The sequence below is a fragment of the Pseudomonas sp. PVC-5-1 genome, from assembly GCF_057444345.1.
In genome coordinates this window covers 1,202,721-1,226,389 of record NZ_CM172024.1, presented here as the reverse complement: position 1 = coordinate 1,226,389, position 23,669 = coordinate 1,202,721, and the positions used below count along the sequence as shown (strand labels likewise).

Here is a 23,669-nt window from a genome sequence, read left to right as displayed (position 1 = left end):
CGCGACCATGTTTCAGCCCTCCCCCTGGCGTGCCGATTTTCCCGCCATCGCCGCCCTGCAACGGCAGCACCAGACCTACCTGGACAGCGCCGCCACCACCCAGAAGCCGGAAGCCCTGCTCGATGCCCTGAGCCATTACTACGGCCATGGCGCAGCCAACGTGCACCGTGCCCAGCACTTGCCCGGCGCACTGGCCACACAGGCCTTCGAAACCAGCCGCGACAAGGTTGCCGCCTGGCTCAATGCGCCAGACTCGCGGCAGATCATCTTCACCCACGGTGCCACTTCGGCACTGAACCTGCTGGCCTATGGCCTGGAACACCGCTTCGAGGCCGGTGACGAAATTGCCGTGAGTGCCCTGGAGCACCATGCCAACCTGCTGCCCTGGCAACAGCTGGCGCGTCGACGCAACCTGCGCCTGGTGGTGCTGCCGCTGGATGCCCATGGCCGCATCGACCTGGACCAAGCGCTGCAACTGATCGGCCCGCGCACCCGGGTGCTGGCGGTGAGCCAGCTGTCCAACGTGCTGGGTACCTGGCAGCCGCTGCCGGCGCTGCTGGCCCATGCCCGCTCGCAAGGCGCGCTGACCGTGGTCGACGGTGCCCAGGGCGTGGTGCATGGCCGCCATGATGTGCAGCAGCTTGGCTGCGACTTCTATGTGTTCTCCAGTCACAAGCTGTACGGCCCGGAAGGCGTGGGCGTGCTGTACGGCCGCAGCCAGGCGCTGGAGCTGCTGCACCATTGGCAGTTCGGCGGCGAGATGGTGCAACTGGCCGAGTACCACAACGCCAGCTTCCGCCCGGCGCCGCTGGGGTTCGAGGCTGGCACGCCACCGATCGCCGGGGTGATCGGCCTGGGTGCGACCCTGGACTACCTGGCCAGCTTCGATGCCCAGGCACTCGAAGCCCATGAAACCAGCCTGCACCAGCACCTGCTGCGCGGCCTGGCAGACCGCGATGGCGTGCGCATCCTGGGGACGCCACAGGCGGCCCTTGCCAGTTTCGTCATCGAAGGCGTGCATAACGCCGATATCGCCCACCTGCTGACCGAGCAAGGCATTGCCGTGCGTGCCGGGCACCACTGTGCCATGCCGCTGCTGAAGGGCTTGGGCCTGGAGGGCGCGATCCGCGTGTCATTGGGGCTGTATAACGACAGCGATGACTTGCAGCGTTTCTTCGAGGCGTTGGATCAAGGCCTGGAGCTGTTGCGATGACCTTGCCCGATCAGGCGCGCCAGGCGCTGGAAGCTTTCGAGCAGGGCAAGGGTTGGGAACAGCGTGCGCGGCTGCTGATGCAGTGGGGCGATCGGCTGGAGCCGCTGGCTGATACTGAAAAGACCGAGGCCAACCGGGTGCATGGCTGCGAAAGCCTGGTATGGCTGGTGGCCGAGCAGGCCGAGGGTTTGTGGCGGTTCAAGGCCAGCAGCGATGCACGCCTGTTGCGCGGGCTGCTGGCGTTGTTGCTGGTGCGGGTGCAGGGGTTGGCCAGTGAAGAACTTGCCGGGCTCGATCTGCGTGAGTGGTTCACTCAGCTGGGCCTGGAGCGCCAGCTTTCGCCGTCGCGCAGCAATGGGCTGCATGCGGTGTTGCAGCGGATGGCAGAGCTGGCGTCCAACCGTTGAATCGGTGCTGGCTTCTTCGCGGGCTCGCCCGCTCCCACAGGACTTTCACCTTTCTTGAGAGAGATGCGGTACCTGTGGGAGCGGGCAAGCCCGCGAAGAAGCCCACGCGGTCTATTCAGGCTTGACCCGCTCCGAAGGCCGCCGCGCCCCCGCTACCAGTTTTTCCACCGCCTTGCTCGCCGCCACCATGCCAAAGGTCGCGGTCACCATCATCACCGCGCCAAAGCCACCCGAGCAGTCCAGCCGCACGCCCTCGCCCACGAAGCTTTTCTGCAAGCAAACGCTGCCATCGCCCTTGGGGTAGCGCAGCTGTTCACTGGAGAACACGCATGGCACGCCATAGTTGCGGCTGACATTGCGCGAGAAGTTGTAGTCGCGGCGCAGGGTGGAGCGCACCCGCGAGGCCAGCGGGTCGTTGAAGGTCTTGTTCAGGTCGGCGATCTGGATCTGTGTCGGGTCGATCTGCCCACCGGCGCCCCCCGTGGTGACGATGGCGATCTTGCGCCGCCGGCACCAGGCAATCAGCGCCGCCTTGGCCATGACGCTGTCGATGCAGTCGATCACACAGTCGAGGTTCTCGGTGATGTAGTCGACCATGGTGTCGCGGGTGACGAAGTCGGCCACTGCATGCACCGTGCACGCCGGGTTGATCGCCCGCAGGCGCTCGGCCATGACCTCGACCTTGGGCCGCCCCACCTGCCCTTCCAAGGCATGGGCCTGGCGGTTGGTGTTGCTGACGCACACATCGTCAAGGTCGAACAGGGTGATCTCGCCCACGCCACTGCGTGCCAGCGCTTCCGCCGCCCACGAGCCTACCCCGCCAATACCGACCACGGCCACATGGGCCTGGCCCAGACGGTGCAACCCCTGGTCGCCATACAGCCGGGCAACGCCGGCGAAGCGTGGATCTTCTGTGCTCATGTTCATACCCCAAAAAACCGGCGCGCATTATATGCCAGCGGGCCCATGGCCTGCATCGTTAGGAAAGAGACTACCAACCCTGCTTTAATGTCCTATCACTTCGACACATATGGACGACAATGTCTTCACGTAAATTCGGCCTGAACCTGGTCGTGGTCCTGGCCATCGCCGCGTTGTTCACCGGGTTCTGGGCACTGATCAACCGCCCGGTCTCCGCCCCCGCCTGGCCAGAGCAGATCTCTGGCTTCTCGTATTCACCGTTCCGCCTGGGCGAAAGCCCGCAGAAGGGCCAGTACCCCAGTGACGACGAGATGCGCCAGGACCTGGAACAGTTGAGCAAACTGACCGACAGCATCCGGATCTACACCGTGGAGGGCACCCAGGCGGATATCCCGCGCCTGGCCGAGGAATTCGGCCTGCGGGTGACGCTGGGCATCTGGATCAGCCCGGACCTGGAGCGCAACGAACGCGAAATCGCCACGGCCATCCAGCTGGCCAACACCTCGCGCAGCGTGGTGCGGGTGGTGGTCGGCAACGAGGCGCTGTTCCGCGAAGAAGTCACCCCGGAAAACCTGATCAAGTACCTGGACCGGGTACGCGCAGCGGTCAAGGTGCCGGTGACCACCAGTGAGCAATGGCACATCTGGAAGGAAAACCCGCAGCTGGCCAAGCACGTCGACCTGATTGCCGCGCACATCCTGCCGTACTGGGAGTTCGTGCCGATGAAGGATTCGGTCGAGTTCGTGCTCGACCGTGCCCGCGAGCTGAAGCACCAGTTCCCGCGCAAACCCCTGCTGCTGTCGGAAGTCGGCTGGCCGAGCAACGGCCGCATGCGCGGCGGCGCCGATGCCACCCAGGCTGACCAGGCCATATACCTGCGTACCCTGGTCAACACCCTCAACCGCCGTGGTTACAATTACTTCGTCATCGAAGCCTACGACCAGCCGTGGAAGGCCAGCGACGAAGGCTCGGTGGGCGCCTACTGGGGCGTGTACAACGCCGAACGCCAGCAAAAATTCAACTTTGACGGCCCGGTGGTGGCAATACCGCAATGGCGCGCCCTGGCGGTGGCCTCGGTAGTGCTGGCGATGATCGCCCTGATGGTACTGTTCATCGACGGTTCGGCCCTGCGCCAGCGCGGCCGCACCTTCCTGACCTTCATCACCTTCCTGTGCGGGTCGGTGCTGGTATGGATCGCCTACGACTACAGCCAGCAATACAGCACCTGGTTCAGCCTGACCGTAGGCGTGCTGCTTGCCCTCGGCGCGCTGGGCGTGTTCATCGTGCTGCTGACCGAGGCCCACGAACTGGCCGAGGCAGTATGGATACACAAGCGCCGGCGCGAATTCCTGCCGGTGCAGGCCGATAGCGCCTACCGGCCCAAGGTATCGGTGCATGTGCCGTGCTACAACGAGCCGCCGGAGATGGTCAAACAGACCCTCGATGCCCTGGCCGCGCTGGACTACCCCGACTACGAAGTGCTGGTGATCGACAACAACACCAAGGACCCGGCCGTGTGGGAGCCGCTCAAGGCCCATTGCGAGAAGCTCGGTGAGCGCTTCAGGTTCTTCCACGTCGCGCCCCTGGCCGGTTTCAAGGGCGGCGCACTGAACTACCTGATCCCGCATACCGCCAAAGACGCCGAAGTGATCGCGGTGATCGACTCGGACTACTGCGTCGACCGCAACTGGCTCAAGCACATGGTGCCGCACTTCGCCGACCCGAAGATTGCCGTGGTGCAGTCGCCGCAGGACTACCGCGACCAGCACGAAAGCGCCTTCAAGAAGCTGTGTTACAGCGAGTACAAGGGCTTCTTCCACATCGGCATGGTCACCCGCAACGACCGTGACGCGATCATCCAGCACGGTACCATGACCATGACCCGCCGCAGCGTGCTGGAAGAGTTGGGCTGGGCCGAGTGGTGCATCTGCGAGGACGCCGAACTGGGCTTGCGGGTATTCGAAAAGGGCCTGTCGGCCGCCTATGCCCACAACAGCTACGGCAAGGGCCTGATGCCCGACACCTTCATCGACTTCAAGAAGCAACGCTTCCGCTGGGCCTACGGCGCCATCCAGATCATCAAGCACCACGCCAGCGCCCTGCTGCGCGGCAAGGGCAGCGAGCTGACCCGCGGCCAGCGCTACCACTTCCTGGCCGGCTGGCTGCCGTGGATCGCCGATGGCATGAACATCTTCTTCACCATCGGCGCGCTGCTGTGGTCGGCGGCGATGATCATTGTGCCGCACCGGGTCGACCCACCGCTGATGATCTTTGCCATTCCGCCGCTGGCACTGTTCTTCTTCAAGGTCGGCAAGATCATCTTCCTCTACCGCCGCGCGGTAGGGGTGAACCTGAAAGATGCCTTTGCTGCGGCGCTGGCCGGGTTGGCACTGTCGCATACCATCGCCAAGGCGGTGCTGTACGGGTTCTTCACCAGCAGCATGCCGTTCTTCCGCACACCGAAGAACGCCGACAGCCACGGGCTGCTGGTGGCGATTTCCGAGGCGCGGGAAGAGCTGTTCATCATGTTGCTGCTGTGGGGCGCCGCGCTGGGCATCTACCTGGTACAGGGGCTGCCGAGTTCGGACATGCGCTTCTGGGTGGCGATGTTGCTGGTGCAATCGTTGCCTTATGTGGCGGCGCTGGTGATGGCGTTCCTGTCTTCGCTGCCCAAGCCTGGGGAAAAGGCCGCCGAGCCGCAGCAGGCCTGAGATTGCCGGGGCTGCTTTGCAGCCCATTCGCGGGCACGCCCGCGCCCACAGGTCTGTCACCGGCATTCAACGCCATGCAGTACCTGTGGGAGCGGGCGTGCCCGCGAATGGGCCGTGCCGCCTGAAACCATTTGATATAAGATAACGCCCTCAGATTTCCCCGCCTTGCCTTGCCCCGGAGTTCCCCATGACGGCCCCTGCCGAGCTCTCGCCTACCCTTCAACTGGCCTGCGACCTGATCCGTCGCCCCTCGGTCACCCCCGTCGACGCCGACTGCCAGGCGCAGATGATGAACCGCTTGGGCGCCGTAGGCTTCCAGCTCGAGCCGATGCGCATCGAGGACGTCGACAATTTCTGGGCCACCCACGGCAGCCAGGATGGCCCGGTGCTGTGCTTCGCCGGCCACACCGACGTGGTACCCACCGGCCCGGTGCAGCAATGGCAGCATGAGCCGTTCGAAGCGCTGATCGACGCCGACGGCATGCTCTGCGGTCGCGGCGCCGCCGACATGAAAGGCAGCCTGGCCTCCATGGTGATTGCCAGCGAGCGCTTCGTGCAGGACTACCCGGATCACCGCGGCAAGGTCGCGTTCCTGATCACCAGCGACGAGGAAGGCCCGGCCCACCATGGCACCAAGGCCGTGGTCGAGCGCCTGAAAGCACGCAACGAGCGCCTGGACTGGTGCATCGTCGGCGAACCCTCCAGCACCACCCTGCTGGGTGACGTGGTCAAGAATGGCCGCCGTGGCTCGCTGGGCGCCAAGCTGACCGTGCGCGGCAAGCAGGGCCATGTAGCCTACCCGCACCTGGCGCGCAACCCGATCCACCTGGCCGCTCCGGCCCTGGCGGAACTGGCGGCCGAGCACTGGGACGAAGGCAACGCGTTCTTCCCGCCGACCAGTTTCCAGATCTCCAACCTCAATTCCGGCACCGGCGCCACCAACGTGGTCCCCGGCGAGCTGACCGCCCTGTTCAACTTCCGTTTCTCTACCGAGTCCACCGTCGAAGGCCTGCAGGCGCGGGTGTCGGCGATCCTCGACAAGCATGAGCTGGACTGGTCGATCGACTGGGCGTTGTCGGGCCTGCCATTCCTTACCGAACCGGGCGAATTGCTGGACGCCGTCTCGGCCAGCATCAAGGGCGTCACCGGCCGCGACACCCAGCCGTCGACAAGCGGCGGTACCTCCGATGGGCGCTTCATTGCCACCATGGGCACCCAGGTGGTCGAGCTCGGCCCGGTCAACGCCACCATCCACCAGGTGGATGAGCGGATCCTGGCCAGCGATCTCGACCTGCTGACCGAAATCTATTACCAGACCCTGGTCCGGTTGCTCGCCTGATGCTCGCCTGCCCTCTTTGCCAGGCACCGCTGAGCCGGCTCGACAACGGTGTGGTGTGCCCGGCCGGCCACCGCTTCGACCGCGCCCGCCAGGGTTACCTGAACCTGCTGCCGGTGCAGCACAAGAACAGCCGCGACCCGGGTGACAACCAGGCCATGGTCGAAGCCCGCCGCGATTTCCTCGACGCCGGCCACTACGCGCCGGTGGCGCGCCGCCTGGCCGAGCTGGCCGCCGAGCGCCAGCCCGGGGCCTGGCTGGACATCGGCTGTGGCGAGGGTTACTACACCGCGCAGATCGCCCAGGCCCTGCCGGCCGCCGACGGCTACGCCCTGGACATCTCCCGTGAAGCGGTCAAGCGTGCTTGCCGCCGAGCGCCCGAGGTTACCTGGATGGTCGCCAGCATGGCCCGCGTGCCGCTGGCCGACGCCAGCTGCCAGTTCATCGCCAGCGTGTTCAGCCCGCTGGACTGGGCCGAGGCCAAGCGCCTGCTCAGTCCCGGCGGCGGCCTGATGCGGGTCGGCCCCACCAGCGGCCACCTGATGGAGCTGCGCGAAGTGCTCTACGATGAAGTACGCCCTTACGCCGACGACAAACACCTGGCCCTGGTCCCCGAAGGCATGGTCCACGCTCACAGCGAAACCCTGGAGTTCCGCCTGAGCCTGGCCGCGCCCAAGGCCCGCGCCGACCTGCTGGCCATGACCCCGCACGGCTGGCGCGCCAGTGCCGAGAAGCGTGCCCGGGTGATTGACCAGCCCGAGCCGTTCGAGGTCACGGTTTCCATGCGTTATGACTATTTCGTGCGCCAAGACTGAGCACACCCGGAGCCCTTATGCGCCAACCTGATATCGAGATCTACCTGAAGGACGCCGACGTCGACCACAAGCAGATTGCCGAGTGGCTCGCCCAGGCAATCGGCCCATGCAGCGAATGGAAGCAGAAAGGCCATACCTTCAAATGCCAGGCCGGTAACATTCCGGTCACCTGGTTACCCAAGGCTGTAGGGAAATGGAACAGCCTGTACCTGGAAAGCGACCAGACGCCGTGGGCCGATGACGTTGCCTGCGCCCGCGCCGCATTTGCCGCACTGGGCGTGGAAGTGCGCTGCGCGCCAGGTGGCTGGGTGGAGGAAGATGGGGAAGAAGATGCCGACCGCTGGGTCCGCATCAGCGCCGACGGTGAAGAGGAAATCACCTGGCGCACCTGAATGCACTGCATTCTTTGTGGGAGCCCGGCTTGCCGGCGATGCAGGCAACACGGTACCTGGCACCGGCTTCGCCGGTGATCGCCGGCAAGCCAGCTCCCACAACAAGCCTTACCGCATGAGGCTCAGAGGCCTACCACGTCCTCGGCTTGCAGGCCTTTCTGGCCCTGCACGCAGGCGTACTCCACCCGCTGACCTTCGACCAGGGTACGATGCCCCTCACCGCGGATCGCCCGATAGTGGACGAATACATCCGCACCACCTTCGCGCTGAATGAAGCCATAACCCTTGGCATCGTTGAACCACTTTACATTCCCAGTCTCACGAGACGACATCTGAACTACTCCGGATTTTTATTGTGAAGATCGCCTTGCAGACACAGAGTCCCTCCCTGTGTCGACGCCGCTTGCGCAAATATCTTGCAAGTGGCAGGCCGAGTATATGACACAGAACAAAAAAATTTGATGACCGTCGCGCCGTTCGGCGATTTTTGCTGAACTTGCGCGGATACGGCAGACTAATTGGCTGGATACCCACCTGAAAACCACCCCCAGGGCACACACCCCATGACCCGTTCCCCCCTGCGCCGCCTGATCTTCGGCGCCCTGCGTCGCCTGTTGTACCTGTGGGTGCGCTCCGAGACCATCAACCAGTCCTCCCTCACCCTCAAGCTCGACCGCAGCCGGCCGGTGTTCTATGCCTTGCCCTCGCCCGCGCTCACCGACCTGGCCGTGCTCGACCATGAATGCACCAAGGCAGGCCTGCCGCGCCCGGTGCTGCCGGTGGCGGTTGGCCCGCTGCAGGAACCAGCGGCATTCTTCTACCTCACCCCGGACCCGGACTGGCTCGGCCGCCATGACAAGCGCGGCGCCCCGCCTACCCTGGAGCGCCTGGTCGCCGCCGTCAGCCAGCACGCCGAAGAGGATGCGCAGATCATTCCGGTCAGTGTGTTCTGGGGCCAGACCCCGGCGAGTGAATCCAGCCCGTGGAAGTTGCTGTTCGCCGACAGCTGGGCGGTTACCGGGCGCCTGCGCCGGCTGCTGACCGTACTGATCCTCGGGCGCAAGACCCGGGTGCAGTTCTCCGCGCCCATTCACCTGCGCGAACTGGTACAGCACAACAAGGGCCACGAACGCACCGTACGCATGGCTCAGCGCCTGATGCGCGTGCACTTTCGCAACCTGAAGACCGCAGTCATCGGCCCGGACATCTCGCACCGGCGCAACCTGGTCAAAGGCCTGATCCACGCGCCCCAGGTGCGCCAGGCCATCGTCGATGAGGCGCAGCGGGAAAACCTGCCGCTGGCCAAGGCCGAAGCCCAGGCCCTGCGCTATGGCAACGAGATTGCCTCGGACTACACCTACACCGCGATCCGCTTCCTCGAAGTGGTGCTGAGCTGGTTCTGGAACAAGATCTACGACGGCATCAAGGTCAACCACATCGAGCAGGTGCAAGGCATCGCACCCGGCCACGAAGTGATCTATGTGCCGTGCCACCGCAGCCACATCGACTACCTGCTGCTGTCGTACCTGCTGTTTCGCAACGGCCTGACGCCGCCGCACGTGGCCGCGGGCATCAACCTCAACATGCCACTGGTGGGTAACCTGCTACGCCGTGGCGGCGCCTTCTTCATGCGCCGCACGTTCAAGGGCAACCCGCTGTACACCGCGGTCTTCAACGAGTACCTGCACACCCTGTACACCAAGGGCTTTCCGGTCGAGTACTTCGTCGAAGGCGGGCGCTCGCGCACCGGGCGCATGCTGCAGCCGCGCACCGGGATGCTGGCCATTACCCTGCGCAGCTTCCTGCGTTCATCGCGTACGCCGATCGTTTTCGTGCCGGTTTACATCGGCTACGAGCGCGTGCTCGAAGGCCGCACCTACCTGGGCGAGCTGCGCGGTGCCAGCAAGAAGAAAGAGTCGATCTTCGATATCTTCAAGGTGTTCGGCGCGCTCAGGCAGCGATTTGGCCAGGTGTACGTGAACTTTGGCGAGCCGATCCGCCTGGCCGGTTTCCTCGACCAGCAACAACCCGGCTGGCGTGAACAGGACCACGGCCCGCAGTACCGCCCGGCCTGGCTCAACGCCACCACCACCCGCCTGGGCGAAACCGTTGCCCGCCACCTCAACGAGGCGGCCGCTATCAACCCGGTCAACCTGGTGGCGCTGGCGCTGCTGTCCACCAGCCGCCTGGCCCTGGACGAGCGCGCCCTGACCCGCGTGCTCGACCTGTACCTGGCCTTGCTGCGCCAGGTACCCTACTCGCCGCACACCACCCTGCCCGACGGCGACGGCCAGGCGCTGATCGAGCACGTGCGCGGGATGAACCTGGTGGCCGAGCAGAAGGACGCCCTGGGCCGCATCCTGTACCTGGATGAAGGCAACGCGGTACTGATGACCTATTACCGCAACAACGTGCTGCACATCTTCGCCCTGCCGGCGCTGCTGGCCAGCTTCTTCCTCAGCAGCTCGCGCATGAGCCGCGAACTGCTGGGCCAGTATGTACACGCGCTGTATCCCTACCTGCAGGCCGAACTGTTCCTGCGCTGGACGCCGGAACAACTGGATGCGGTGATCGACCAGTGGCTGGCCGCACTGGTCGAGCAAGGGCTGCTGCGCCAGGACAACGCCATCTACATTCGCCCGGCGCCCAGCTCGCGGCAGTTCGTGTTGCTGACCCTGCTCGCCCGCACCATCACCCAGACCCTGCAGCGTTTCTACATGGCCACCTCGCTGTTGCTGAACAGCGGGCAGAACAGCCTCAGCGCCGAAGAACTGGAAGACCTGTGCGTGATGATGGCCCAGCGCCTGTCGATCCTGCACGGCCTGAACGCCCCGGAGTTCTTCGACAAGACCCTGTTCCGCCACTTTATCCAGACGCTGGTCGAGCAAGGCGTGCTACATGCAGACCCCCAGGGCAAGCTCGGTTATCGCGACAAGCTCGGCGAGCTGGCCGAAGGCGTGGCCAAGCGCGTGCTGTCTGCGGAACTGCGCCTGTCGATCCGCCAGGTGGCATTGCACCGCGATGAGCCTGCGGAGCTTATACAGCGGTAGCTTTTCAGGCTGCTCTCAGCCCTTGGGAGGGACCAGGATCACGGTGCTACTTCAGCACATCCCTCTCAAGGAGCACCAACATGTCTCAAATGAAGACGCTGGACGTTGAAATCGTTTCCTCTGGCGATAACACGCTCGCACCGTCCGGCCTGGTTGAATTGAAGCTGATCGATATTTCGAAGGCAGATGCGCGCTCCATCAGCGTTGCCGAGTTGCGTCTGCGCTGTGGCGGCCTGATGCCGATCAATCTGCCGCTGACGTTTGATACCAGCCTTATCGACCCACGCCGCAGCTATGCCCTCGCCGCGCGCATCGAGATAGACGGCCAACTGCGCTACATCACCACCAGCCGTCACTCGATAGAACCAGCCACGGTATCGGGTACACAACGGGTGACTGTCGACCAGATTGCCACCGAAAACGGTCGCCAGTTCAGCGACAACCTCGCTGAGTGACTGGCGCCTGTACCCATGACCGAACCGAGGAAAACCAACATGCTACCCGCCAACTTCATCGAGATCCGCGGGACCGTGCTTGTCCCGTCGTGCATCCATACAGCTGAAGGCGCACCGCACCTTGGCGTACGCGTACAGTTGGGCACGGATGAGACCAAGATCATCCTGGCCGCCTGGGGGTGCCAGACGCTTGGCGTCGCAATGCCTTTCAACTTGCTGCTGGACCGCAATAGCCTGCCGGAAGGTCCCGAACCAACGCTAGTAGCCAGTTATGGTGTTGGCGTCAATGAAGAGCCAAACAGCTTGAGCCTGTCGATGCCACTTGCAATCAACCAGCCTGAGCCAAACCCTCCCATGGTCCTGAGGATACCCGCCCAGCCTGGCGAGCAAAGTCAGCAGCCCCTGTCGCCCGCGATCATCGAGATGAAGAACATCATCGAGATTCCCGAAGAGTTGCTAAGGCCACAGGCGCTCATGACGTTCGGCCTGTATCGGACCCAGGAAGACGGTTACAGCAACAGAAGCTCCAGCTACATTGCCGGTGCCGCCCTGTGGCCGACACAGGGACCTGTGACGCTTACCACGTACCTGGATGGCAACACAGTCAATGACGACGAACCCTTGCATCTGCGCGTGGCCTACTACGACCCACATACCATGACCCCGTACGCCGGGAGAACGCTGCGCGGCCTGACCCTTCAAAGCGTTACCGAACTGGAGGCAATCAGCCTGCGACCGCCGCGCCGTAGCTGAATATTGCGCTTCGCCTTGCTCTCCCCCTCCTTGTCGCATCTTCATCAAGGACCCACCAGAAGAAATCCGCTAAAGTCCCTGGGGTTGGCCACAAGCCAACGCCAAGGACTTCGGAGATACCATGAAAAAGCTCTTTATGCTGTGTTGCGCATCCTTGCTAGCAGCCTGTTCCAGCCACACCCCGTCCAACCAGGCCAGCCTGGATGGCGAAGTCTTCTACCTGCAACGCAGTGCCCTGCCACCGGCCGCCACCCTCAGCGTGGAGCTGCAGGACGTCTCGCTGATGGACGCCCCGGCGGTTACCCTGGCCCGCCAGGCTGGCCCGGTCAAAGGCAACGTACCGCTGCCATTCCACCTCATCTACGACCCGGCCCAGGTCAAGCCAGGCCACCGCTATGCGGTAAGCGCGCGCATCGAGCTGGACGGCAAGCTGCTGTTCATAAACACCGAGCACCACGGTGTCATGCTCGACGGCAGTGACCCTCAGCCCGTGCGGATCAAGGTCGATCCGGTCCGCTGACACCCGTATTTCATCTGTTTACAAGGAAAGCTTCATGATCCGCACTTCCCTGCGCTTCACCACCCTGTGTGCCGGCCTGCTGCTGTCGGCCAGTGCCCTGGCCCTGTCGCTTGGCGATCTGACCCAGAAAGATGCCACTGGCGGCCTGAAGGATGCACTGACCCAAGGCGCACAATTGGCCGTCAAGCAGCTGAGCACCCCGGGCGGCTTCAGCGACAACCCCGACGTGCGCATCGAACTGCCTGGCAACCTGGGCAAGGCCGCCAAGGCGATGAAGATGTTCGGCAAGGGTGAACAGGTCGAGGCCTTGGAAACCAGCATGAACAAGGCCGCCGAGGCTGCCGTGCCGCAGGCCCAGGCGATTCTGGTAGATGCCGTGAAGAACATGAGCGTGACCGATGCCAAGGGCATCCTCGCCGGCGGTGACGACTCGGCCACCCAGTACCTGAACAAGAGCAGCCGCGAGCAGATCCGCGCCAAGTTCCTGCCGATCGTCAAGCAGGCTACCGACAAGGTTGGCCTGGCTCAGCAGTACAACAACTTTGCCGGGCAGGCAGTGGCGTTGGGTGTGGTCGATGCCAAGAGCGCCAGCATCGAGAACTACGTGACTGAAAAGGCACTGGATGGCCTGTTCGAGATGATTGCCAAGCAGGAGCAGAGCATTCGCCAGAACCCGGCTGAAGCGGCTACCAGCCTGGCCAAGAAGGTCTTCGGCGCCCTCTGAGGGCCCCTGGGGGCTGCTTTGCAGCCCATCGCGACACAAGGCCGCTCCCACATTGATCGGCGAATGCAGGACCTTTGTGGGAGCGGCCTTGTGTCGCGAAAGGAGGGCAAAGCCCTCCCCTGCGGCCTTCAGCCCTTCTTCACCCTGAACCAAGCCGCATACAACGCCGGCAAGAACAGCAGGGTAAGCACGGTGGCCACGATCAACCCGCCCATGATCGCCACCGCCATAGGCCCGTAGAACACACTGCGCGACAACGGGATCATCGCCAGCACCGCCGCCAGAGCAGTCAGCACGATCGGGCGGAAGCGCCTCACCGTGGCTTCGATGATCGCTTGCCAGCGATCCAGCCCCGCCGCGATGTCCTGCTCGATCTGGTCCACCAGGATCACCGAGTTGCGCATGATCATCCCCGCCAGGGCAATGGTGCCAAGCATGGCGACAAAGCCGAACGGCTGGCGGAATACCAGCAAGAACAAGGTCACGCCAATCAGCCCCAGCGGCGCGGTGAGGAACACCATCACCGTGCGCGAGAAGCTGCGCAGCTGGATCATCAGCAAGCTCAGCACCACCAACACGAACAGCGGCATGCCGGCATTCACCGACTTCTGCCCGCGCTCGGAGTCCTCGACCGTGCCGCCCACTTCCAGCAAATAACCATCCGGCAGCTTGGCACGAATGTCACGCAGGGTCGGTTCGATCTGCTTCACCAGCGTCGCCGGCTGCTCCTTGTCGTAGATATCGGCGCGCACGGTCACCGTCGGCAAGCGGTTACGGTGCCAGATGATGCCCTCCTCGAAGCCGTACTCCAGAGTCGCGACCTGCGACAACGCCACGCTCTGGCCATTGTCGGTCGGCAGTGCCAGGCTGCCGAGGTTGCCCAGCTCGCTGCGTTCCTGCCGGGTGCCGCGCAGCAGGATCTCGATCAACTCGTTGTCCTCGCGATACTGGCTGACCGTGGTGCCGGTCAGCGAGCTTTGCAGGAAGCTCGACAGGTGAGCGGTGCTCACGCCCAAGGCACGGGCGCGGTCCTGGTCGATCTCGAGGAACACCGCCTTGCTCGGCTCTTCCCAGTCCAGGTGCACGTTCACCACATGCGGGTTCTGGCGCACCTTGTCGGCCACTTCACGGGCCAGCGCACGGGCCTTCTCGATGTGCTCGCCAGTCACCCGGAACTGCACTGGGTACCCCACGGGCGGGCCGTTTTCCAGGCGGGTGACCCGGGCACGCAGGTCGGGGAACTGCTGGTCCATGGTGCTGATCAGCCAGCTGCGCAGGCGCTCGCGGTCTTCCATCGACTTGGCCAGTACCACGAACTGGGCGAAGCTGGCCGCCGGCAGCTGCTGGTCCAGTGGCAGGTAGAAACGCGGCGAACCGGTGCCCACGTAGGCCACGTAATTGTCGATACCTTCCTGCTGCTTGAGCAACACCTCCAGTTGCTTGACCCGCTCGGCAGTGTTGGCCAGCGAGGCACCCTCGGCCAGTTTCAGGTCGACCATCAACTCCGGGCGCCCTGAGGCCGGGAAGAACTGCTGGGGCACGAAACGGAACAGCAGGATACTGCCGACAAAGGCGGCAATGGTCAGCAGGATCACCGTCTTGCGCCGCCGCACACACCACTCCACCACACGCCGTACACGCTGGTAGAACGGTGTGGCGTAAGGGTCTGGCGAGTGGCCGTCCTTGCCATGACGGGAGGCATGCAGCTTGGCCAGGTCCGGCAGCAGGCGCTCGCCCAGGTAAGGCACGAATACCACGGCGGCCACCCAGGAGGTCAGCAAGGCAATGGTCACCACCTGGAAAATCGAACGGGTGTACTCGCCCGTACTGGAGGCCGCCGTGGCGATGGGCAGGAAGCCCGCCGCCGTGATCAGGGTGCCGGTGAGCATCGGGAACGCGGTGCTGCTCCAGGCGTAGCTGGCCGCCTTGAGGCGGTCGTAGCCCTGCTCCATCTTGATCGCCATCATCTCCACGGCAATGATCGCATCATCGACCAACAAGCCCAGGGCCAGCACCAGCGCGCCGAGGGAGATCTTGTGCAGGCCGATACCGAAGTAGTGCATGGCGGCGAAGGTCATGGCCAGCACCAACGGGATGGCCAGCGCCACCACCAGCCCCGTGCGCAAGCCCAACGAGAAGAAACTCACCAACAGCACGATGACCAGCGCCTCGACCAGCACCTGGACAAACTCGCCCACGCCGGCCTTGACCGCCGCCGGCTGGTCCGAGACCTTGCGCAGTTCCATGCCGGCCGGCAGGCTGCGTGCCAGGCGCTCGAACTCGCTTTCCAATGCCTTGCCCAGCACCAGGATGTCGCCGCCGTCTTTCATCGAAACCGCCAGGCCAATGGCATCCTCGCCCATGAAGCGCATGCGCGGTGCGGGCGGGTCGTTGAAGCCGCGGTGCACCTCGGCCACATCGCCGATACGGAAGGTGCGTTCAGCTATGCGGATGGGGAACTGGCGGATCTGCTCGACGCTGTCGAAGCGCCCGCTCACCCGCAGTTGCAGGCGCTCGCTGGGCGTTTCGAAGAAACCGGCGGTGCTGACCGCATTCTGCTCCTGCAGGGCCTGCTGCACGGCCTCCAGCGGCACGCCGAGGGTGGCCAGCTTGACGTTGGATAGCTCGATCCAGATTTTCTCGTCCTGCAGCCCGATCAGCTCGACCTTGCCCACGTCCTTGACCCGCTGCAACTGGATCTGGATACGGTCGGCATAGTCCTTGAGCACCGCGTAGTCGAAGCCCTCACCGGTCAGTGCATAGATATTGCCGAAGGTGGTGCCGAACTCGTCATTGAAGAACGGGCCCTGGATCTCCGGCGGCAAGGTGTGGCGGATGTCCGCGACCTTCTTGCGGATCTGGTACCACAGCTCGGGGATGTCCTTGGAATGCAGCGAGTCGCGGGCCATGAAGGTGACCTGCGATTCGCCCGGGCGGGAGAACGAGACGATCCGCTCGTACTCGCCGGTTTCCATCAGCTTTTTTTCGATGCGCTCGGTGACCTGACGCGACACTTCCTCAGCAGTGGCACCGGGCCACAGGGTACGAATGACCATGGCCTTGAAGGTGAACGGCGGGTCCTCACTCTGGCCGAGCTTGGTGTAGGACATGGCGCCAATGGCCGCCAGCAGGATCATCAGGAACAGGACGATCTGGCGGTTGCGCAGCGCCCAGGCAGAAAGGTTGAAACCCATCGGGACTTACTCCTTGGCCGTCAGGTTCACTACGCGGTTGGTACGGTCCACGGGGCGTATCTCCTGGCCCTCGCGCAATACATGGCCACCCGCGGCGACAACCCAGTCGCCGGGGGCGAGGCCTTCGAGCACGGGTACGCTGTCGGCGCCGTAGGGCCCCAGGCGCACCACTGCCCGCTCCAGGCGGCTGTCCTTGTTGACCCGCCAGACGTAGGCCTGGCCGTTTTCCGCTGTGACTGCCGACAGGGGCACCGCCAACGGGATCAGCCCTTCGTGGGCGATGAACACCCGGGCGCTCTGGCCCAGCTCCGCCGGGGTGGCGGCCGAGGTAAAGGCAATACGGGCAGCGAAAGTGCGCGAACGTGGGTCGGCAGCCGGTGACAGCTCGCGGATACGCCCCTGGAAGCGCTCCTGCGGGTGCGACCATAGCTCCACGCTCACCGGCTGGCCCACGGCAAAGCGGGCGAACTGCTGCTCCGGCAGGCCGATGGCGACTTCCCGCTCGCCATCTGCGGCCAGGGTGAACACGGTCTGCCCTGCGCCGACCACCTGGCCCACTTCCACCTGGCGCTTGGCGATCACCCCGGCCTGGGGTGCGCGCAGCACAGCATATTCAGCCTGGTTACCAGCCACGTCGAACTCGGCCTTGGCCTGTTTCAGCCGGGCCAGGCCGGCACGGTAGAGATTTTCGGCGTTATCGAACTGGGAATGGCTGACCATTTGCCGGTCCAGCAGCTTCTGGTAGCGATCGCGCTCGGCGCGCACCAGCGACAGGTTGGCCTCGGCGGCTGCCAGCTGGGCACGGTTGGCCTCCAGTTGCAGGCGCACATCCTGCGGGTCAAGTTCGGCCAGCGGCTGGTCGGCCTTTACCCGCTGCCCCTCCTCGACCAGGCGCTTGCTGACCTTGCCGCCTATGCGGAAAGCCAGTTCCGGCTCGAAGCGTGCACGCACTTCGCCGGGGTAACTGTCGGCAGCGGCTTCGGCCGGCTGCGGCTGCACCACCAGCGCCGGGCGTGGCGCAGCCGGTGGGGCGGGTTCCTGGCCGCACGCCGCCAGCAACATCGCGGCAGCGGCAGACAGAGCAATGAACAAGGCAGGGCGCAACATGATGAATCCTTTCGCGATGGGTACATTCAATATTTGTACTGGGGAGTATATTAAGTCAGGCAACCGGCGCCGGGAAGGTAGGATGCACTGGTTTTTGCAGGATATGGCCGAAGCCCTGTTCGCCTGACACGCCAGAACGGTTCAACTCGAAGGCTGGCGTCTGACCCGTTAAGATGAGCGATTCTTCAACCAGATGCAGACCACAATGTCCAACGACGCACCCATCGGCCCGGGCCGGCCCAAGGACCTGGCCAAACGCGAGGCAATTCTCGAAGCAGCCAAAGCCCTTTTCCTCAGCCTCGGCTACGCCAACACCAGCATGGATGCGGTCGCTGCGGCGGCAGGTGTTTCAAAGCTCACCGTATATAGCCACTTCACCGACAAGCAGACGCTTTTCGGCTCGGCGGTAATGGCAACCTGCCAGATCCAGTTGCCCGACATGCTGTTCGAGTACCCCGAGGGGGTGCCGGTGGAAGAGGTGCTGCTGACCATTGCCCGTGGCTTCCAGGCGCTGATCAGCAGCGATGAGGCAGTCAAGCTCAGCCGCTTGATCATGGCCCAGGGCAGCCTGGACCCGAGCTTTGGCGAGTACTTCTACGAAGCCGGGCCCAAGCGCGTGCTGGCGGGGATGGAGGCACTGTTGCGAGGGGCGCATGAGCGCGGACTGTTGCGTATCGACAACCCCCTGCGTGCGGCGGAGCACTTCTTCTGCCTGGTCAAGGGCGCACCGGATTACCGGTTGCTGCTGGGATGCGCGGGGCCGCTGGAGGGGGATGAGGCCGAGGCACATGTGCGCGAGGTGGTAGGTGTGTTCCTGCGGGCGTTCCAGCCCTGAGACATCAGGCTGCCAGGACTGGCCCCATCGCCGGCAAGCCAGCGCCCACCTTGATCGCACTGTCCTCAAGGCTGTGCAGTACCTGTGGGAGCTGGCTTGCCGGCGATAGGGCCCTTACAGGCAACATAAGATAGTTGCTCCTGCAGGATACCGAGGCTCTCAGCTCATGCCTTGAGGGCCTTCTTCGGGTAAATGTCATACCGGCTCGACTTGCCCTCCAGGCTGTGGCTCGGCTTCGGCCCGTCGATGATCGGCGCCTTGCGCGGCCGCTTCACCACCACCCGGTGGCTGGCCAGCGCCAGGGCAGCTTCGAGCAGGGCCGGGGCATCCAGGTCATCACCGACCAATGGGCGGAACACACGCATTTCCTTCTTCACCAGCGCACTCTTGTCCCGGTGCGGGAACATCGGGTCGAGGTAGATCACCTGGGGCGCCTCACCTTCCCAGGCGCGCATGCGCTCGATGGCGTTGCCGGTCAGCAGGCGCATGCGCCCCACGATCGGCCCCACCTCTTCATCCGACCGCGCCCGCGCCAGGCCATCCTCCAGCAACGCGGCAATCAGCGGCTGGCGCTCGATCAGGGTCATCTGGCAGCCCAGGCTGGCCAGCACGAACGCGTCCTTGCCCAGCCCGGCAGTGGCATCCAGCACCTGCGGACGCACGCCCTGGGCAATGCCCACCGCCTTGGCGATCATCTGCCCGTTGCCACCACCGAACAGGCGCCGGTGCGCGGCCTGGCCTTCGACAAAGTCCACCCGCACCGGCCCCGGTGCCTGCGGGCCCAATTGCTGGATCTGCAAGCCATCGACGCCCACCTGCACGGCAAACCCGGCAGCATCGTCCTGCAGCGGCAACTCAAGGCGCTCGGCCCACGCAGCGGCTTGCGCCTCGAATTCAGCCGACAGCGCCTCGACCCGGATACCTGTGCCCTGCTCTTCCATCATTCACACCTAGAAATTGAACCCAGCCGTTAATGTATCGGCTACTTCGGCCGATACAGGCAATATCCCGCTATTCTGCCAGAGCACAACGCGCGCGACTGCCATGTCAGATACTCTTCCCATCGGCTTGACCTACCTGTCGCCTGTCGGCAACTACAGTCAGCACAACACTCAGGCACTCGGGGGCGTCAGCCACCTGTGGCAGGATTTCTTTGCCCGGGCCATGGCCGAGCAGCAGGAAGAGCCCGTAGACAGCGTCAGCCAGTCGTTCGTGCAATACGACCAGAGCAGTGGCGAGCCGATCGGCGGCGCCCGGGCGCTAGCCCTGATCGACGCCCAGCGTGCCTGCCCGGTGCATGACACCATCGTGGCACCGCCCGAGCCACTGTTCCTGCCCAAGGCAGAACTCGAAGCCAACCTGCTGCCGCCCGCCCCCGAGCCGTTCAGCGCAGTCGAGCTGATCGAGCAGCAGCGCCAGCTCGATATCAGCAACAGCTGGCTACGCCCGGTGGTGATGAGCCAAGGTCACCCGATTGCCGAGCCCGGCCCCGGCCCTGCTCCGCGCTCGCTGTTCCTGCCGATCGCCGAGTTCGAGACCAACCTGCTGGACCCGGCGCCCGAACCGTTCGATGACACCACCCTGGCCAAGCAACAGAACGACCTGGAGTTCGACATCCACTGGGCACGCCCGGTGGTGCTTAACAACGTGCGCGCCCACGCCTGAACGCGCCCACGCTCAGCGACAGATCTGCCAGCGGCCCATGTCCACATGAAAGTGGTTGTGGTGTGCAGCGTTGTAGTCCGGCCCAAGTACCGTGCTGAAGCTGTCACAGGCCGCCCGCTGCACCTGACGAAGGAATTCCGCTTTCTGCCCGCCCGCCTGCCAGTCCCGCGCAAGGACGATGCGCTGGCCGTCTCGCAGGCGAAAGCCACTGATGTCCAGGGCATCGGCCGTGGCGTGCTGGCTCAGCCGGCCCTGCTTGCGGTGGTAGACATTGCGGCAGGCAAAACTGCCCAGGTGGTCGACCTGAGCCACCGGCTGCCCCAACACCCGTTGCGCCACAGGCTGCAGGCCATGGTTTTCGAACAGTGCATACGCCACTGCCAACGGACAACTGGCCAGGAAGCTGCCGCCGAGCCGCGCCTGACCACCGTCGATACGCCATACATTCCGCAATGGGCAGTTGGCAGTAGCCGAACTGTCGGCTTGTGCCCGGTAGCGCAGCTGGCTGGTTTGAAGTGCCAGGCGACACAGCGTCGGGTCATCGCGAAGGCGGGACAACTTGTATGGGGTCAGCAGGTTGGGGGGCTGACGCACGTCCAGCGGCGCCCACGGGTTCCACGCGGCGGGCAGCCGCCAACCCAGGTGCCAGGCCAGCCCCGCAAGCAACGACAGGCCGGCCAGCAACGCCAGCACGGCCCTCATCAACGGCGGAACAGGTCGTTGAGTTGGGCGAATGGCAGCGCCTGCTCACCGTAGCCGAAGGTGCCCTCATCGCGAATCTCCAGCGCGGCCCGGTGGAAGGCCCCCAACGCGGCACGGGCAAGCGACGAGCCGACGCTGATGCGGCGTACACCCAGGTCCTGCAACTGGTTGACGCTCAGCGGCACGCCCGCCATGCCCATCAGCACATTCACCGGCCGTGGCGCGACGGCCTGCACCACCGCGCGGATTTCCTCGACAGTACGCAGCCCTGGCGCGTAGAGCACATCAGCACCGGCCTCGGCATAGGCCTGCAAGCGCCGAATGGTGTCGTCCAGGTCCATGCGCCCGTGCAGCAGGTTCTCTGCCCGGGCGCACAGGGTGAACGGGAACGACAGGCTACGCGCTGCCTGCACAGCTGCACGAATGCGCTCCACGGCCAGCCCGAAGTCGTAGATGGGCGCTTCACTGCGGCCACTGGCATCTTCGATGGAACCGCCTACCAGGCCAGCCTCGGCAGCGCGCAGGATGGTCTGGGCACAATCTTCGGGCAGGTCACCAAAGCCGTTCTCCAAGTCGGCAGCCACCGGCAGCGGGGTGGCATCGACGATCTCCCCGGCATTATCAAGGGTATCGTCCAGGCTCAAGGCGCCTTCGGCGTCCGGACGGCCCAGGCTGAAAGCCAGGCCTGCACTGGTGGTGGCCAGCGCCTCGAAGCCCAGGCTGGCCAGCAACTTGGCCGAGCCTGCATCCCACGGGTTGGGGATGACGAAGGCGCTGTCGCGCTCGTGCAGGGCCTTGAAGGCTTCGGCTCGCAGGGTTTGCACATCCATGGTTCAACCTCCGGCAGTCAGGGGAAGGTCAGAGTAGCCCCAATTGTTCGACCTCGGGGGTGCGCGACAATTCCGGCAACGCGGCAAGGCCCGGCAGGCGCTGCATCAGGCGTTGATGAAAACGCTGGGCCAGCGCCGCGGCCAGCTGGTTGTCCGAGGTGTGCAGGAAGATGTAAGGGTTGCGGCCTTCCTCGATCCAGGCGGCGATCTTGTCCACCCAAGGGGTAAGAAAGGCCTCGTTGGCCTCCAGCTGCGGGTGGCCGATGAAGCGCACCTGCGGGTGCTGGGTGAAGGCTGCCGGGCGAGGCGGTACTTTGGGCTTCTTAGCCTGCGCATGCAGCACGGCAGGGTCACGAGAGGTGCAGCTGAACAAGGCGCGCGGGTCCAGGCAGATACGCTCCACACCGCGCTCATGCAGCAGGCGGTTGAGCAACCGCTCTTCTTCACCCTTGGCGAAGAAAGCCTGGTTGCGCACCTCCACGGCCACCGGCACTCCGACTTCGTCAAGGAAGTGGCAAAGCTCGCCCAGCCGTGCGGGGCTGAACTGGGCCGGCAACTGTAGCCAGTACGGCGCTACGCGCTGGCCCAGCGGGGCCATCAGGCGGGTGAAGTCAAAGGCCGGTTCCAGCTGATCGCGCAGGTCGCCTTCATGGCTGATGTCCCGGGGAAACTTGGCAGTGAAGCGGAAGTGTTCGGGCATGATCTGCGCCCAGCGCGCAATAGTGCCTGGTGCGGGGCGTGCGTAGAAAGTGGTATTGCCCTCGACGGCGTTGAACACCTGGCTGTAGTAGCCGAGCATTTCACCGCTGTTGGCGTCGGCGGGATACAGGTAGTCGCGCCAGGCGTTTTCGCTCCATGACGGGCAACCGAGAAAATAAGGCAGTGGTGATGGACTCATCCACTAAATGTACAGGTCGAGCCCCAGTACTTCCATGTCCCAGTCGGTAAAACCGGCAGTACTCAGGTAGCTGGCCAATGCGGTAGCGGTGCGGCGGTCACGGGCGCGGGGGAAAATCATGTCCTGCTGGCGGGCTGGCAGGCCACCGCTGCGACGGCGGGCGGTGGCTTCCTGAGGGGCGGTTTCGACCTCCTCGATCACCTCGGCATCATCGATGGCCTCGTCACGTACCGCTGCCTTGCGCGGGGTGCGCTTGATCGGATAGGACTGCGATGAGAAACCGTCGATACGCATGGCATGAGCACTCAGAACCAATGATGGCAATTTAGCAGCATCAGGGTTCCATCGCTAATGCTCGAGTGATAACTGGACCACAGATCGCGCAAAAGGTTTTAGTGTCATCGGCGATAACCGACGAAAAACACTCAGCGCTTCTTGGGTGTCGCTACATTATCGCGCAGGTAGACCGGTTGCGCCTGCTCGGCAATGATCGCCTCGCCACGCGCCCAGGCAAAGCTGGCCAGGCTGAGGATGTCCAGGGCGTTGGGCAAGGCACTGGCATTGCTGGCGGCCACCTGCACCGCCAGGCGCTCGGCATAGCCCCAACCGGTACCGGCACCGAACCACTCGCCAGCGCTGCCCGCCGGCAGCGCCACCTGCTCGGGCGGCAGCACTGCCTCCTGGCCGACCAGGCGCATTTCACCTTCGGCGGCCTGGTAGCAGCCCCAATACACTTCATCCATGCGCGCATCAATGGCGGCCGCCACTTGCTGTACACCGTGTTCGCGCAGCGCGCCCTGGGCCAGTGCGGCCAGGTTGGACACCGGCAACACCGGGCGTTCCAGTGCGAAGGCCAGGCCCTGGACCACCCCGATGGCAATGCGCACGCCGGTGAAAGCGCCCGGGCCACGGCCAAAGGCGATGGCATCCAGCGCATTCAGCGCCACGCCGGACTCGGCCAGCAGCTGCTTGATCATCGGCAGCAGCTTCTGGGCATGCATGCGCGGGATCACCTCGTAATGGCTGGTTACCTTGCCGTCATGCAGCAGTGCGACGGAACAGGCTTCGGTAGCGGTATCCAGGGCCAGCAGGGTGGTCATCGAACGGGTATCCAGGTACTAGGGGGAAAAGAGCGGCAGTA

Annotated in this window: 23 protein-coding genes; 13 read left to right on the top strand and 10 right to left on the bottom strand. The window is 64.4% G+C overall.

The window, feature by feature from the left end; genetic code table 11:
- The first annotated feature begins 7 nt into the window (after positions 1-7).
- Complete coding sequence (locus AC2T3R_RS05635; protein ID WP_486744766.1) at positions 8-1,213, top strand: cysteine desulfurase; 1,206 nt, start codon at positions 8-10, stop codon at positions 1,211-1,213.
- Positions 1,210-1,620, top strand: coding sequence for a SufE family protein (locus AC2T3R_RS05630; RefSeq protein ID WP_013971243.1), 411 nt, complete (start codon positions 1,210-1,212; stop codon positions 1,618-1,620). The genes AC2T3R_RS05635 and AC2T3R_RS05630 overlap by 4 nt, the downstream gene beginning before the upstream one ends.
- A gap of 111 nt (positions 1,621-1,731) precedes the next feature.
- Here AC2T3R_RS05630 and tcdA read toward each other — a convergent pair whose 3' ends face one another.
- Complete coding sequence (gene tcdA / locus AC2T3R_RS05625) at positions 1,732-2,541, bottom strand: tRNA cyclic N6-threonylcarbamoyladenosine(37) synthase TcdA (RefSeq protein ID WP_367245297.1); 810 nt, start codon at positions 2,539-2,541, stop codon at positions 1,732-1,734.
- A 119-nt stretch (positions 2,542-2,660) separates the two neighbouring features.
- On the opposite strand from tcdA, the gene AC2T3R_RS05620 reads away from it, so the two are divergent.
- From AC2T3R_RS05620 to AC2T3R_RS05605, 4 genes are all read left to right on the top strand, one after another.
- Positions 2,661-5,252, top strand: coding sequence for a glycosyltransferase (locus AC2T3R_RS05620; protein ID WP_061550985.1), 2,592 nt, complete (start codon positions 2,661-2,663; stop codon positions 5,250-5,252).
- Between the two features lie 187 nt (positions 5,253-5,439).
- Positions 5,440-6,591 carry a succinyl-diaminopimelate desuccinylase gene (gene dapE / locus AC2T3R_RS05615; RefSeq protein WP_013971240.1) on the top strand — a complete coding sequence of 384 codons (1,152 nt, stop codon included), beginning with the start codon at positions 5,440-5,442 and terminating at the stop codon, positions 6,589-6,591.
- Positions 6,591-7,403, top strand: a complete 813-nt coding sequence (locus tag AC2T3R_RS05610; protein ID WP_013971239.1) for a putative RNA methyltransferase — start codon at positions 6,591-6,593, stop codon at positions 7,401-7,403. The genes dapE and AC2T3R_RS05610 overlap by 1 nt, the downstream gene beginning before the upstream one ends.
- Before the next feature lie 17 nt (positions 7,404-7,420).
- A complete protein-coding gene (locus AC2T3R_RS05605; protein WP_003257701.1) occupies positions 7,421-7,795 on the top strand; it encodes a hypothetical protein in 375 nt (124 codons plus the stop codon).
- Between the two features lie 122 nt (positions 7,796-7,917).
- On the opposite strand, the gene AC2T3R_RS05600 is transcribed toward AC2T3R_RS05605, so the two are convergent.
- Positions 7,918-8,127: a cold-shock protein gene (locus AC2T3R_RS05600; RefSeq protein WP_003252255.1), complete on the bottom strand. Its 210-nt coding sequence runs from the start codon at positions 8,125-8,127 to the stop codon at positions 7,918-7,920.
- Between the two features lie 231 nt (positions 8,128-8,358).
- On the opposite strand from AC2T3R_RS05600, the gene plsB reads away from it, so the two are divergent.
- The 5 genes from plsB to AC2T3R_RS05575 all read left to right on the top strand — a co-directional run bounded on the left by plsB (position 8,359) and on the right by AC2T3R_RS05575 (position 13,297).
- Positions 8,359-10,845: a glycerol-3-phosphate 1-O-acyltransferase PlsB gene (gene plsB / locus AC2T3R_RS05595; protein ID WP_486744764.1), complete on the top strand. Its 2,487-nt coding sequence runs from the start codon at positions 8,359-8,361 to the stop codon at positions 10,843-10,845.
- A gap of 80 nt (positions 10,846-10,925) precedes the next feature.
- Entirely contained in the window at positions 10,926-11,300 is a 375-nt protein-coding gene (locus AC2T3R_RS05590) for a YbaY family lipoprotein (RefSeq protein ID WP_486744763.1), read from the top strand.
- Between the two features lie 39 nt (positions 11,301-11,339).
- Positions 11,340-12,053 (top strand): hypothetical protein, encoded by a 714-nt coding sequence (locus tag AC2T3R_RS05585; RefSeq protein WP_486744762.1) that lies wholly within the window; start codon positions 11,340-11,342, stop codon positions 12,051-12,053.
- A 121-nt stretch (positions 12,054-12,174) separates the two neighbouring features.
- Complete coding sequence (locus AC2T3R_RS05580) at positions 12,175-12,573, top strand: YbaY family lipoprotein (protein WP_015269180.1); 399 nt, start codon at positions 12,175-12,177, stop codon at positions 12,571-12,573.
- Positions 12,574-12,607: 34 nt separating this feature from the next.
- Positions 12,608-13,297 carry a DUF4197 domain-containing protein gene (locus tag AC2T3R_RS05575; RefSeq protein ID WP_015269179.1) on the top strand — a complete coding sequence of 230 codons (690 nt, stop codon included), beginning with the start codon at positions 12,608-12,610 and terminating at the stop codon, positions 13,295-13,297.
- Between the two features lie 128 nt (positions 13,298-13,425).
- Here AC2T3R_RS05575 and AC2T3R_RS05570 read toward each other — a convergent pair whose 3' ends face one another.
- Entirely contained in the window at positions 13,426-16,491 is a 3,066-nt protein-coding gene (locus tag AC2T3R_RS05570) for an efflux RND transporter permease subunit (protein WP_486744761.1), read from the bottom strand.
- A gap of 6 nt (positions 16,492-16,497) precedes the next feature.
- Entirely contained in the window at positions 16,498-17,598 is a 1,101-nt protein-coding gene (locus AC2T3R_RS05565) for an efflux RND transporter periplasmic adaptor subunit (protein WP_486744759.1), read from the bottom strand.
- A gap of 193 nt (positions 17,599-17,791) precedes the next feature.
- Here AC2T3R_RS05565 and AC2T3R_RS05560 point away from each other — a divergent pair, with 193 nt between their 5' ends.
- On the top strand, positions 17,792-18,433 hold the full coding sequence (locus AC2T3R_RS05560) for a TetR/AcrR family transcriptional regulator (protein WP_013971232.1): 642 nt from the start codon (positions 17,792-17,794) through the stop codon (positions 18,431-18,433).
- 164 nt (positions 18,434-18,597) lie between these two features.
- On the opposite strand, the gene AC2T3R_RS05555 is transcribed toward AC2T3R_RS05560, so the two are convergent.
- The gene (locus AC2T3R_RS05555) at positions 18,598-19,374 is read right to left on the bottom strand and encodes a class I SAM-dependent methyltransferase (protein WP_397462383.1); all 777 of its coding nucleotides are present in this window, start codon (positions 19,372-19,374) and stop codon (positions 18,598-18,600) included.
- Positions 19,375-19,477: 103 nt separating this feature from the next.
- Here AC2T3R_RS05555 and AC2T3R_RS05550 point away from each other — a divergent pair, with 103 nt between their 5' ends.
- Complete coding sequence (locus tag AC2T3R_RS05550) at positions 19,478-20,098, top strand: energy transducer TonB (protein WP_486744758.1); 621 nt, start codon at positions 19,478-19,480, stop codon at positions 20,096-20,098.
- A gap of 12 nt (positions 20,099-20,110) precedes the next feature.
- Here the strand turns inward: AC2T3R_RS05550 and AC2T3R_RS05545 are convergent, their stop codons facing one another.
- From AC2T3R_RS05545 to tsaB, 5 genes are all read right to left on the bottom strand, one after another.
- Positions 20,111-20,800 (bottom strand): extensin-like domain-containing protein, encoded by a 690-nt coding sequence (locus tag AC2T3R_RS05545; protein WP_367245301.1) that lies wholly within the window; start codon positions 20,798-20,800, stop codon positions 20,111-20,113.
- Complete coding sequence (locus AC2T3R_RS05540) at positions 20,800-21,630, bottom strand: isocitrate lyase/PEP mutase family protein (RefSeq protein ID WP_367245302.1); 831 nt, start codon at positions 21,628-21,630, stop codon at positions 20,800-20,802. The genes AC2T3R_RS05545 and AC2T3R_RS05540 overlap by 1 nt, the downstream gene beginning before the upstream one ends.
- Positions 21,631-21,658: 28 nt before the next feature.
- The gene (locus AC2T3R_RS05535; RefSeq protein ID WP_486744757.1) at positions 21,659-22,528 is read right to left on the bottom strand and encodes a DUF72 domain-containing protein; all 870 of its coding nucleotides are present in this window, start codon (positions 22,526-22,528) and stop codon (positions 21,659-21,661) included.
- Positions 22,529-22,531: 3 nt separating this feature from the next.
- The gene (locus AC2T3R_RS05530; protein WP_025337946.1) at positions 22,532-22,822 is read right to left on the bottom strand and encodes a hypothetical protein; all 291 of its coding nucleotides are present in this window, start codon (positions 22,820-22,822) and stop codon (positions 22,532-22,534) included.
- Between the two features lie 131 nt (positions 22,823-22,953).
- Positions 22,954-23,628 (bottom strand): tRNA (adenosine(37)-N6)-threonylcarbamoyltransferase complex dimerization subunit type 1 TsaB, encoded by a 675-nt coding sequence (gene tsaB, locus AC2T3R_RS05525; RefSeq protein ID WP_410951297.1) that lies wholly within the window; start codon positions 23,626-23,628, stop codon positions 22,954-22,956.
- Between the last annotated feature and the right edge of the window lie 41 nt (positions 23,629-23,669).

Excerpts from the sequence above, each read along its gene's own strand:
- AC2T3R_RS05635 (WP_486744766.1), top strand. The coding sequence starts at position 8 with ATGTTTCAGCCCTCCCCCTGGCGTGCCGATTTTCCCGCCATCGCCGCC.
- AC2T3R_RS05630 (WP_013971243.1), top strand. The coding sequence starts at position 1,210 with ATGACCTTGCCCGATCAGGCGCGCCAGGCGCTGGAAGCTTTCGAGCAG.
- tcdA (WP_367245297.1), bottom strand. The coding sequence starts at position 2,541 with ATGAGCACAGAAGATCCACGCTTCGCCGGCGTTGCCCGGCTGTATGGC.
- AC2T3R_RS05620 (WP_061550985.1), top strand. The coding sequence starts at position 2,661 with ATGTCTTCACGTAAATTCGGCCTGAACCTGGTCGTGGTCCTGGCCATC.
- dapE (WP_013971240.1), top strand. The coding sequence starts at position 5,440 with ATGACGGCCCCTGCCGAGCTCTCGCCTACCCTTCAACTGGCCTGCGAC.
- AC2T3R_RS05610 (WP_013971239.1), top strand. The coding sequence starts at position 6,591 with ATGCTCGCCTGCCCTCTTTGCCAGGCACCGCTGAGCCGGCTCGACAAC.
- AC2T3R_RS05605 (WP_003257701.1), top strand. The coding sequence starts at position 7,421 with ATGCGCCAACCTGATATCGAGATCTACCTGAAGGACGCCGACGTCGAC.
- AC2T3R_RS05600 (WP_003252255.1), bottom strand. The coding sequence starts at position 8,127 with ATGTCGTCTCGTGAGACTGGGAATGTAAAGTGGTTCAACGATGCCAAG.
- plsB (WP_486744764.1), top strand. The coding sequence starts at position 8,359 with ATGACCCGTTCCCCCCTGCGCCGCCTGATCTTCGGCGCCCTGCGTCGC.
- AC2T3R_RS05590 (WP_486744763.1), top strand. The coding sequence starts at position 10,926 with ATGTCTCAAATGAAGACGCTGGACGTTGAAATCGTTTCCTCTGGCGAT.
- AC2T3R_RS05585 (WP_486744762.1), top strand. The coding sequence starts at position 11,340 with ATGCTACCCGCCAACTTCATCGAGATCCGCGGGACCGTGCTTGTCCCG.
- AC2T3R_RS05580 (WP_015269180.1), top strand. The coding sequence starts at position 12,175 with ATGAAAAAGCTCTTTATGCTGTGTTGCGCATCCTTGCTAGCAGCCTGT.
- AC2T3R_RS05575 (WP_015269179.1), top strand. The coding sequence starts at position 12,608 with ATGATCCGCACTTCCCTGCGCTTCACCACCCTGTGTGCCGGCCTGCTG.
- AC2T3R_RS05570 (WP_486744761.1), bottom strand. The coding sequence starts at position 16,491 with ATGGGTTTCAACCTTTCTGCCTGGGCGCTGCGCAACCGCCAGATCGTC.
- AC2T3R_RS05565 (WP_486744759.1), bottom strand. The coding sequence starts at position 17,598 with ATGTTGCGCCCTGCCTTGTTCATTGCTCTGTCTGCCGCTGCCGCGATG.
- AC2T3R_RS05560 (WP_013971232.1), top strand. The coding sequence starts at position 17,792 with ATGCAGACCACAATGTCCAACGACGCACCCATCGGCCCGGGCCGGCCC.
- AC2T3R_RS05555 (WP_397462383.1), bottom strand. The coding sequence starts at position 19,374 with ATGGAAGAGCAGGGCACAGGTATCCGGGTCGAGGCGCTGTCGGCTGAA.
- AC2T3R_RS05550 (WP_486744758.1), top strand. The coding sequence starts at position 19,478 with ATGTCAGATACTCTTCCCATCGGCTTGACCTACCTGTCGCCTGTCGGC.
- AC2T3R_RS05545 (WP_367245301.1), bottom strand. The coding sequence starts at position 20,800 with ATGAGGGCCGTGCTGGCGTTGCTGGCCGGCCTGTCGTTGCTTGCGGGG.
- AC2T3R_RS05540 (WP_367245302.1), bottom strand. The coding sequence starts at position 21,630 with ATGGATGTGCAAACCCTGCGAGCCGAAGCCTTCAAGGCCCTGCACGAG.
- AC2T3R_RS05535 (WP_486744757.1), bottom strand. The coding sequence starts at position 22,528 with ATGAGTCCATCACCACTGCCTTATTTTCTCGGTTGCCCGTCATGGAGC.
- AC2T3R_RS05530 (WP_025337946.1), bottom strand. The coding sequence starts at position 22,822 with ATGCGTATCGACGGTTTCTCATCGCAGTCCTATCCGATCAAGCGCACC.
- tsaB (WP_410951297.1), bottom strand. The coding sequence starts at position 23,628 with ATGACCACCCTGCTGGCCCTGGATACCGCTACCGAAGCCTGTTCCGTC.